Annotated in this window: 11 protein-coding genes and 2 pseudogenes; 9 read left to right on the top strand and 4 right to left on the bottom strand. The window is 35.1% G+C overall.

Annotated features, from left to right (window positions below):
• From FTU64_RS15860 to FTU64_RS15840, 6 genes and pseudogenes are all read left to right on the top strand, one after another.
• A partial coding sequence (locus FTU64_RS15860; protein ID WP_180060282.1) for a hypothetical protein occupies nucleotides 1–423 on the top strand: 423 nt, incomplete at its 5' end.
• A gap of 2 nt (nucleotides 424–425) precedes the next feature.
• The gene (locus FTU64_RS15855) at nucleotides 426–725 is read left to right on the top strand and encodes a hypothetical protein (protein WP_180060280.1); all 300 of its coding nucleotides are present in this window, start codon (nucleotides 426–428) and stop codon (nucleotides 723–725) included.
• A gap of 5 nt (nucleotides 726–730) precedes the next feature.
• Nucleotides 731–1132: a protein-export chaperone SecB gene (locus tag FTU64_RS15850; RefSeq protein ID WP_180060279.1), complete on the top strand. Its 402-nt coding sequence runs from the start codon at nucleotides 731–733 to the stop codon at nucleotides 1130–1132.
• Nucleotides 1133–1319: 187 nt separating this feature from the next.
• Nucleotides 1320–1565 (top strand): hypothetical protein, encoded by a 246-nt coding sequence (locus FTU64_RS15845; RefSeq protein WP_180060277.1) that lies wholly within the window; start codon nucleotides 1320–1322, stop codon nucleotides 1563–1565.
• A 277-nt stretch (nucleotides 1566–1842) separates the two neighbouring features.
• Nucleotides 1843–1929 (top strand): annotated as a pseudogene (locus FTU64_RS16525) (hypothetical protein); the annotation flags it as partial.
• A 222-nt stretch (nucleotides 1930–2151) separates the two neighbouring features.
• Nucleotides 2152–2463, top strand: a complete 312-nt coding sequence (locus tag FTU64_RS15840; protein WP_180060275.1) for a helix-turn-helix domain-containing protein — start codon at nucleotides 2152–2154, stop codon at nucleotides 2461–2463.
• Between the two features lie 622 nt (nucleotides 2464–3085).
• Here FTU64_RS15840 and FTU64_RS15835 read toward each other — a convergent pair.
• Nucleotides 3086–3727, bottom strand: a complete 642-nt coding sequence (locus FTU64_RS15835; protein WP_004787586.1) for a TetR/AcrR family transcriptional regulator C-terminal domain-containing protein — start codon at nucleotides 3725–3727, stop codon at nucleotides 3086–3088.
• Between the two features lie 65 nt (nucleotides 3728–3792).
• Between FTU64_RS15835 and tet(39) the strand changes: the two genes are divergently transcribed.
• Nucleotides 3793–4980, top strand: a complete 1188-nt coding sequence (tet(39), locus tag FTU64_RS15830; RefSeq protein WP_180042151.1) for a tetracycline efflux MFS transporter Tet(39) — start codon at nucleotides 3793–3795, stop codon at nucleotides 4978–4980.
• A gap of 228 nt (nucleotides 4981–5208) precedes the next feature.
• Here the strand turns inward: tet(39) and FTU64_RS15825 are convergent, their stop codons facing one another.
• The 3 genes from FTU64_RS15825 to mobQ all read right to left on the bottom strand — a co-directional run bounded on the left by FTU64_RS15825 (nucleotide 5209) and on the right by mobQ (nucleotide 9193).
• Nucleotides 5209–5754, bottom strand: a complete 546-nt coding sequence (locus FTU64_RS15825) for a plasmid replication DNA-binding protein (protein ID WP_171319338.1) — start codon at nucleotides 5752–5754, stop codon at nucleotides 5209–5211.
• 68 nt (nucleotides 5755–5822) lie between these two features.
• Nucleotides 5823–6752: a replication initiation protein RepM gene (repM, locus tag FTU64_RS15820; RefSeq protein ID WP_111886115.1), complete on the bottom strand. Its 930-nt coding sequence runs from the start codon at nucleotides 6750–6752 to the stop codon at nucleotides 5823–5825.
• A 686-nt stretch (nucleotides 6753–7438) separates the two neighbouring features.
• The gene (gene mobQ / locus FTU64_RS15815; protein WP_373886586.1) at nucleotides 7439–9193 is read right to left on the bottom strand and encodes a MobQ family relaxase; all 1755 of its coding nucleotides are present in this window, start codon (nucleotides 9191–9193) and stop codon (nucleotides 7439–7441) included.
• Nucleotides 9194–9455: 262 nt separating this feature from the next.
• Between mobQ and FTU64_RS15810 the strand changes: the two genes are divergently transcribed.
• Complete coding sequence (locus FTU64_RS15810; protein WP_086322809.1) at nucleotides 9456–9830, top strand: hypothetical protein; 375 nt, start codon at nucleotides 9456–9458, stop codon at nucleotides 9828–9830.
• Nucleotides 9831–9985: 155 nt separating this feature from the next.
• Nucleotides 9986–10256 (top strand): annotated as a pseudogene (locus FTU64_RS15805) (hypothetical protein); the annotation flags it as partial.

Here is a 10256-nt window from a genome sequence, read left to right as displayed (position 1 = left end):
TTGGCTAGATCTTATGCTGAATATCATTTCAGCAAAGGTTCATATAACCATGTTGATGAAAAAAATCCTTGTGTATTGGTTTGTAATATCTTACTGAATAAGATTAATTTTTTGGATTTAGAGTCGTTAGAGTATTTAAGTATATTTCGTGCTTATCTATTACGATTTGATGCTAAATTAAAGCTATTAAGAGATTGGAACGACATCAAAGCTGAATTAACAAAAATATATAATGGTTTTTTTCAGGAGCTTGAAGAGTTGTCTAACGAAAAAATACTTGTATATCATGTTAAGGCAGCGGCACCAGATAACTACAAAAAAACCAAATCTGATGGGTTAAAATGGGCTACACAATATGCGAGTAGCTGTTTAGTTGTTAGAGAAAATAGTGTTATTCCTCTAACATCAATTAGGAGAGTCTAGATATGTTTGATTCAGAATTAGCTCGAAAGTTTCTTTCAAAAATTGAAACTATGACTTTTGAAGAGATTGATGAAAGAGCATCTCGTGCGCCTAGCATTGGTATTGAAGGCTTAGTTGCACATTTACCTTCTTTGGAGCTTTTATGTGAAGAAGTTTTTGAAGTGTCTTCTAACCAAGAAGTTATTCAATTATTTGCTATAACAAACAAGGCTAATAACACTAATCCAGAAATAAGATCTCAGGAGAATTTTTCTTTTGAGGTCTTTAGTAATAATGAACCTGAATACGCAGCAGCAGCTTAATTTTTATGAATATCAAATTTGTTGAATATAAGATTGGAGAATTGAAATTTTCTCCTTCGTCTGAACTTTTAGAAAATTTATCAAATCTTGATTCAATAAATATTGATGATCATCTAGTGTTTAAACCAATTTTCTTCAAAGACTCACTAAAAAATTTTGTTGTAAAATTTCACTTAGAAGTCAAAACAGAAGAAGCTAGTTTTTTTGAACTAGATTTTTTATCTAAGTTTGTTTGTGAACAAGATATAGATGACGGTTTTAAAAAATCTAATTTTCCGATCATTAATGCGCCAGCAATTGCATACCCATTTCTAAGAGCATTTGTAAGTAATTTCTTTGTAAGTGCAGGTTATTACCCTATTCTTTTACCCACTTATAATTTTACTAAATTTAAGAAATCAACCTAAGTTACTAAATTATATATTAAAAAATACAGGCTTTATGCCTGTATTTTTTTTAAATATAAAAAAGTTAAAAATATTAACTTTTATTTGATTTTAATTTTTTCTCATCATATTATTTAGGTGAAAGAACTGAAAACTTAGTTATATATCAGAGGTGACTGTCTCTTAATTCTCTATAAGGTTGTATTTTATGAGTAAGAAAGAGATGGTTATCCAAGCTGTTCAAGAATTGAAAGCTGTAGTTGAGGTTTTACGGAAACATAAAGAGTTTGAAGTTGCTGAAAAAGTTGAAGAACTCATACAGTTAATTTCTGGCTCAGAAGTATTTATAGGGTTTGCTGAAAAGCCCTCCTTTGATATCGATAAGACTCTTTGTAGAGCAGAATCTACTTTGAAACTTATCGAAGTAATTATAAGGATTATAAGTAGTTTCTAACAGCGGCCTCAGTATTCCTCGCAAGAATACAGATTACACTTTAAGGTATTTAATTTTCCTCTTGGACCCAAGACTATTGGAGGTAAAAGACTTGGAATATTTTGTATTAGGAGAAAGTCTTATGAATGTGCATTTGATTCAAATTAGTTCGAATTTTTAATTATCTGGTTATAAACAAGAAGGTGAGGCAGTCATTTTCTTGTCTGATCTAGTATCAACTGATATTGCCACAGATCAGTGTTAAGTTTTTCAGGCTAAGAAAGGGAGTAGAAAACAAATGATGGTTTCTCCTATTAGGATTGAAGATGAACTTCGTCACAGCTATTTAGATTATGCGATGTCAGTAATTATCGACAGAGCTCTATCATTTGTGTGTAGAAGTTATGTTCAGGAACCATTATTTAAAGATTTTAAGAGCCTTAATATCTGTTCCTTTAATTATTATTTTTCAATTACTTATATTTATTTGCATCAAGTATCAGTAGTGATGCAAACCAGTGCTCTTATGTGGGCGAGTTTATCCCACTTTAATTCCAGACTATAGAAATCTACATAAATTAATGTTTTCTATAATTATGGTGAAAAAATGCAAACTACACATTTTGCTGGTTTCAAGATTAAAGGTTTACGTATAAAGGAAGGATACAAATCTACATACGTAGCTGAAAAGTTAGATATAACTCCTACATATCTTTCTTTGATTGAATCGGGGAAAAAGAATCCTTCCAAAAAAGTAATTTCTAAAGCATCAAAATTATTTAATGTTGATGTTAAAGAGTTTCAAGAATCTCCTGAGCTAATGAAAGATCTAGAAGAATTAGAAAAAAAAATTGATATGGCGAATCTTATAGCAGTTTTGGAGATGCTATCTAAAGATTTGTCAGATAAGAATAGCTGAATGTAAAAGGCTATAAATATGATCAAATTATATGTTTATTCAATTAATGCTTTAAAAAGTGGTCTAATTTTGCTTGATAAAAATTATTTATAAGAATTCATATAATAAAAAAGCCCGACATCCTGTCGGGCTTTTTCGTATTGGTTCGCTTGGCATGACTCCTGTCGTACCGCCGATCCTTGTGCGATTATTTATTTTTATTCTGCGGAACGTCCTGTTCTCTTATGACTTCATGATATTGAATACAAGGGATTGTGAATATCCGCAAAACCCCTAAATTCATGTGCGCTCAGGCGTACAAAATTGGTGGATTTTTATCCCAAGAGTTGTCCGCAGAAATTGGGGATTATTTCTAAACTGTAACCCTTGAGAAATCAGGAAAAAACGCAAAAAAGAATATTTTTTGATCAATTTTATTGGCTAAAAGTTACAGTTTTGCTTAAAAAGAAACCGACTTGTTTCCAAGTCGGTTTTTTGTTGTTTTTCAGGGGGATGAAAATTTTTTAACTATATGAAAAACAAGGATATTTTAAAAAGCATTTCGTATAACCTCTATTATGTTAAATAATTAAGGATAAAAGCTTTATTACTAAATAGAACAGTTGCTTAAAGCAGTATAGAGTTAAGTTTGCATTTTAATATCAAGTTGTCTTTCAGCACCGATAATCACCATACGAATCCCATTTTCAAAAATGTCATCCGCATTCATATTTTGTAAGGTATTCACTCCTTGGAGCATGAGTGGATATATAGTTGGATCGGCTTCGAATGGTGGGTCTGATCTTATTTCTTCTTGCTGCTCCTCAAGGACCCACCCAACAATAAACCTTCCTAATGTCATAAGTAATGCAACTGCTTCAACAGGAGAAAACCCAGCATGAGATAACAGCGCAACTTGGGCCTCAATCGTGTTGAAATGTCCTTGACTGGGGCTAGTTCTTGCATGTAGACGAGCACCATCACGGTAAGCTAGTAGTGCTCGACGAAAGCTTACAGAATTAGCGAGCAACCAATCTTGCCATGTCATCCCATCGATGGGTAAAGAAACTAAATGGTGTTCATTTATAATGGTTTCCGCCATTGCTTCCATTAACAAGGATTTATTCTTGAAATGCCAATATAGAGTTGGAGATTTAATACCCAATCGTTGAGCTAGCTTGCGTGTGGTTATTGAATCTATGCCTTCTTCATTCAACATATCCAATGCGGTACGCAGGACTATTTCACGTGTCAGACGTTGAGGTGCAATATCTTTTTTACTCATAAATCTATCACTGATAGGGAGTGTGTGAGAGAATATTAATTCTATCATTGCTAGAGAAGGCATTTGTGAAGAAATCATTGAGCGTGATTTTAATCACTATATTTCTGGATGCTGTTGGGATTGGTTTAATTATGCCGATCTTGCCTGAATTATTACGGTCATTGGCTGGAGCTGAAGCAGGCGGTGTTCACTATGGTGCTTTATTAGCTGTGTATGCTCTGATGCAGTTCATTTTTGCACCTATCCTTGGAGCGTTGAGTGACCGATTTGGACGTCGACCTGTATTAATTATTTCAATTGCTGGTGCAACGGCTGATTATCTCCTAATGGCTGCTGCTCCTTCTCTATTGTGGCTATATATTGGTCGTATTTTTGCGGGAATTACAGGTGCCAACATGGCTGTTGCAACAGCTTATGTTTCAGATATTACTCCAGCCCATGAGCGTGCAAAAAGGTTTGGTCTCCTTGGAGCTGTCTTTGGTATTGGGTTTATAGCGGGTCCGGTAATAGGTGGAGTTTTGGGTGAATGGAACTTACATGCACCGTTCTTTGCTGCTGCTTTTATGAATGGGATTAATTTAATAATGACAGCAGTCTTATTAAAAGAATCAAAACACAGCAATAAAATGACTGAGAAGGTTCAGGAGCAATCAATATTAAAGAAATTATCCTATTTGATCACTCAACCTAATATGGCTCCATTGCTTGGTATCTTTTTAATTATCACATTGGTTTCACAAGTCCCCGCAACTTTATGGGTTATCTATGGGCAGGATCGTTATGGCTGGAGTATATTTATTGCAGGTGTTTCCCTTGCTAGTTATGGAATATGCCATTCTATTGCACAGGTTTTTGCTATCGCCCCTATGGTAAAGAGGTTTGGAGAGAAAAATACGTTGTTATGTGGAATAGCTTGCGATGCAATTGGTTTACTTCTTTTATCTATTGCTGTTGAAGAATGGGTGCCTTTTGCGTTGTTACCATTGTTTGCCCTTGGTGGAGTAGCCGTTCCTGCTTTGCAAGCAATGATGTCCAGAGGTATTAGTGATGAAAGACAAGGTGAATTACAAGGGCTATTAAGCAGTTTTAATAGTCTGGGGGCTATAATTGGTCCTGTATTAGTTACTAGCCTCTATTTTATGACTCAGGCATCAGCTCCTGGAATGGTATGGGCATTAGCTGCAATACTTTATGTAATCACCCTACCCTTATTGCTTAAGTATCGCCTGAATAAATATTCTGGAGTTCCATAAAATATTTAATTTATTGGTTTAAAAACTAATGGATTCTATAGTTTATCTAAAATTAACATAATACACCTTATACGAAATGCGTTATAATTATCCTTATAATTCAACGCTGTAGTTCCTAGTTGATAGCCCACCTTCCCCAAGGTGGGTTTTTTTTATGATTTTTCACGTTCCACGCCTATTATTTAAGCAATGTTTCACAACTTTGATTAGCTCAGTTGAATAATCCCCTTAGCCATTTGGCAAGAAAAACCGGCTTAACCACCCTCTTTTCGGCTGCTCCGGTTCAACATGTTCCGGTACTGGAATACGTTTATTTTCAGTCTGCTCTGGAGTAGTCAATCCGTCATGTTTCGGTTCAGGTTCTGACCGAGGATCCGTTGCTATATCTTGGCTAGGTTTCTGATCGGTAAACGTAGTCATATTGGTTTTTGGGGCTTCTAGCAGTCGTTGGATTGCTTCTATTTGATTGTCTTTTGCTTCTAGTTGTTCTCTTTGGAAAATTTCTCGTTCATGTGCAAGTTCCAGTTGTTTTTTTAGTATGTCTACCTGCTGTTTTAGCATGTCTACTTCTGTCTCTTTTTGTACCGCAGTAGACTGTAACGTGGTTACATCTCTATTTTTATTAGATGGTTCTCCAAATACACGTATTGCTTCCGATAGGTCTATTTTTCCATCACTATTTTTAGATAAATCACCTTTATTTATACGCTTATAGATACTCTGTCTGTTCATCCCATAGAGTTCAGCTAGCTCAATCACAGATAATGCTTTCATCATGTAACCTAAGTAAAAAGATGTATGCCAGTAGATATTATTTAAACATGTAACGTTACATTAGTAGTTTAACGATAGCCAACTTTTTCAAGCATTGGAGAAAACTCTTTTAGCTTTTCAGAGTCCTTAAGCATTTCTGCAATTCTTACTGCAAATTGAGGATAGCTTTCACTGCCTTCTGAATATTTACTCATTTCAGGAAGCTCAGAGAGCTTATTGGCAAATAAATGACGTTGAGGATCTGTCATTTTTTTTGAAAAGAGATCTAAATTCTCCGAGTGCTTTTTATTTTCACTTGATGCACTTCTAGTTTTTTTCTGTGTAAATGAAAAAGAGAAGCCTGATATTGAACGGCCCTTTTTATGCTGCTCATAACTAGCCTCAATATCTGTTTTTTCACTAATTTCTGTAATAGCTAAATCAAGGACCCTCGTCTTGAAGTGATCCATACGCTTATATTCATTAACGCCAATACCAAGCTGCTCTCTAAATGTCGCTAACTCGAATAAAGGTGTTTTTCCAACGGCTTTCCACTGAATCAGTAATTCGTATAGCCTTGCTGAATAGGTACTATTCAGTTGTGCTGTTTGGCTTAATAAATATTGAGTAAAGAAATCCTTAATTCCGTCAATTTTACTTATACCTTGTACAACAGCTAGTGTAAAAACTAACTCAATAGCACCTTCATCATCTAAGTACCTTACTTGCTGAATCCATCTGCTTTTTATTAATTTCCCGTTTTCATCAAAGAAACTAAATCTACGATTAAATAACGAGTCTTCAGCTTCTTTCATCCGTTGATAAGCATTTTGTCTGGTTGTTCCAAAAATTTCTGCATATCTCAGAGCATCTATTCGTAATGGTGTATCTGTACTTAAGCCTGTACCTGTATGCCTAGCATCAACAATAGCTAGTTGAACAATATGAAATTCTGATAAAGACAAAGTCTGGAAAGCTTGGTTTAAGCGATTTGTTTTTACAACTAATTCTTTTGACATGAGATTGATTAAAACATTGTTATACCCACAGATTATAACAATGTAGTTATAACCACAAATATTTATTTGAGGTTAGATGAAGCCATAGGGTAACTAAACGTGGGTAAGTGGTAACTAAACGTGGGTATATAGGTAACTAAACGTGGGTATATAGGTAACTAAACGTGGGTATATAGGTAACTAAACGTGGGTATATAAGATTATTAATTATTGAAATATATAAATTTATTCTGATCTAAAAGTATTTAAAAGCATTAAAAATAATTAAAAGCCCAGGATAAGAAAAATTGCCCTATGTTTTCGCTACGCTCAAACTCTATTGAACTTCGCTTACGCTCAGTTCGAAGGGGCAATTTTTGGCTTAAAATTTCGTGACTTTTTAAAAAAGAAAAGCAACTAGGAATTCGCTTCGCTCATAGAACTTTTCACTCGCTTCGCTCGACATAAAGCCACCGTAATCAGTTCGCACCCATTCGGGATGCTCTGATTCTGAGTTCTTGATACACAGGGGAGCCTGTAATCAGGGAAAAACAGGTGAAAAAATTTAGATCCCTGTAGTTCGCTCGTAGACACTCGCTAAATGCTCTCATTTGCGATTTAAGAGTTTTTTCTTAACTCAACTATAAAATCTCTGTGGTTTAGCAAAACATCGCTAAAAACCCTATTTTTTTGCGTTTAAACAGCATTCACCAAGGTCGGTAATCGTTGTTATTTTCATTTTCTGGTTTTTTAGGCTCATTTTTCTGCTGTTTTTCCAATTCTTGGCGTTTTAAAAATGCCAAATGTTCTCGTTCGTGTCTTTCTTGTTCATAGCGTTGTTCTTTTTGCTCTCGTTCTTTACGTAATTGCTCTCTAAATTCACTTTCTCTGCAATCATTTTCAATTCTTCGTTGCCGATCTACTTCCGCTTGGCGTACTTGCTGCATTCTTTCTTGTTCAATTTTGAGATCATCTGCCCGTTTTGCTTTAAGGAGGGGACTCATATCATCATTAAAATCATGTAGGGTATCGAATGAATGAACGTACTCTCGTTTTAGCTTCTGCCAAAACGTGGGTTTTATCGTTGGTCGTTCAATCCCATTATTTTCCAGTATCTCTGAGCATTGACCTAAGCGTTGGACGACATTCTCAATATCGTATTCTTTAGCAAGTTGTTCGACCTCGGTTGCGTATTCTCTCCAGTTCTCATTTTTTGCCTGTTCTACTGATTTTTCAGTCGCATAAAAATCAGGTTTTTTTATATCTCTGTAAGTATGATGATAAGAGTCATAAAACAAATTATTGCTATGTAGGTAAAAATCGCTTTTGTTTTCTGCTAACCATCGTTTTGTCTTGGTGAGATTTGATTCAATCTGCTTTTGATTATCAGCAGCATTGCTTTGAATGGTGTAAAACTGATTGGCAAATTCTGCATAAATATCTTGGCACCGGATGAAGTCATCATATGCGTTGTCGATCTGTTGAACCTGTTGTTCTTGCAGGCGTTCTTCTTCTAGGTTGAGATTTACTAATTCTGCTAAAAGCTCTTTTTCTTCTGCTTCGGTTAACTGAAGTTCGTTTTCCAGCTGGGTAATCTGATCTTCTAATCGACTTGGAACAATAATTTCTTGATCAAGGCCCTTGATGATCTGTTGGTATTCTCGTGCAGCATCTAAATTTTTGGCTTTGATTGCATCATTTTCAAGTGCAATTCTTGGTAGCACAATTTCAGTGTTACGTTCTTCAAGCGGTCTTTTTTGTTCCTCGTCATATTGTCTGCGAAGTGCTGTAGCTTCATGCCCTTCATGATGGGTGGGTTCAAGGAAACCTAAGCCTTGATCTTTATAACTGCGGTGGTCGATGCGTTCATCTAGTCCAGCATTTTCCAATACTGTGTTTACAACATTGGCAAAAGTTGCTCGGCTGTCCTTCAGGATCTCGGGACCATGGTCGTTGAAGATTCTTTGTTTTTTGCCTAATTCGCCTTTGTCATTCACGACTCTGGTCGTGAACATGATGTGGACATGGAAATTTTTATTATTGGTTTCATCATCATGATCATGTGGTGCATGAATACAAGCATCGACAATCACATTATGTTTTTTGACAAAGTTAGAGCAGAAATCATCAACGATTTTTATGCGTTCTGCATCTGTTAATTCATGTGGTAAAGCACAGATATATTCTTTGGCGAGTCGTGCATTGGCTTTCATTGAGCCATTGGCATTGAATTCTTTTTTTTCTACTGTATTCCAAAGTGTTTGACGGTCTAAAAGTTTTGTATTGGTATGTTCTGGTGCATAAATATTTTTGTATTCAAGTCCCTTTTTTTTAGTGTAGTCCTGAGTCTTTCCAAAAGTCAGATCCTCTAATTTTTCACAGGCACGATAAGCAGCACAAGCAACGGCTGAACGTCCGTCACTTCGTGAGATGTTGCTTTCATTCAAATGAAAAATTGCCACTTTAAAAACCTAAATTTCTGCATACCGTGGTTTTGATTTTTGCAACTTTGAAAAAGTTGCTGACCATGCTAAAGCGAGGTCATGGGGTACAGGGGTTTCCCCCTGTCGCAACGTCCACTTTTGAATGAAATGATAAAAGTGGGTAAGTGCGCCCTTCGTTTCACTCCGGGGGGAAAACTTCGCTTCGCTACGTTTGATATTGCTCGCTTTGTTTTTTGACTCTATGATGATGTTTGATTATTGATCATCACGGTTTAATACTATGTCAGATATTCAAGAAAAGAAAGATGCAGTTTTAAAGAAACTCACCAAAGCACAGCAGAAAAAATTATCCCTGCAAGAGCAAATTGAGTATTTAAAAAAAGAACAAGAGCAGATCTTAGAACAGGCAAAACAGAAACAGAATGAGCTTAAACTCAAACAGCAAAAACTTTTAAGCGAAGCAAAAGCCCAAGAACGGAAAAATGAAACTAGACGGAAAATTTTGCTTGGCGCTTGGGTTTTGAATAAATTTAAGAATGATGAATCTTTTAAACATCAATGGGCTGATTTTGAGCAGTTTTTAAGTGCGGAAAGTAAGACAGAAGAAAATAGACAGAAAGATAAAGAGCTTTTTAATGATCTTTTTAAGGGATAAGTTCTAAATTTCATATAAGAGATTTTATGTTAAATAAGTAAATTTGAAGGAGGGGGGATGATTAACATTCAAAATATAAATAGGATTTAATTTTAAATATAAGATATTATCCGCATTCATTAAAATATTTTATTTTTTATAAGTATTAGTGGTTTATGACATTGGATTTATTAGCTACGCATGGTACATGTAGTTCATATGCAAATTTAATATGTGAAGAAAACTTCAAAATTTGTGATGGCAGACATGGCGCAGGAGTGTACTTTTGGGATGCTACTAACTTTGCTGATGCTGTAGATTTGGCTAGATCTTATGCTGAATATCATTTCAGCAAAGGTTCATATAACCATGTTGATGAAAAAAATCCTTGTGTATTGGTTTGTAATATCTTACTGAATAAGATTAATTTTTTGGATTTAGAGTCGT

Source organism: Acinetobacter sp. YH12128 (assembly GCF_013418655.1).
GTDB lineage: Bacteria > Pseudomonadota > Gammaproteobacteria > Pseudomonadales > Moraxellaceae > Acinetobacter > Acinetobacter amyesii.
This window is presented reverse-complemented; position numbering and strand designations above follow the sequence as displayed.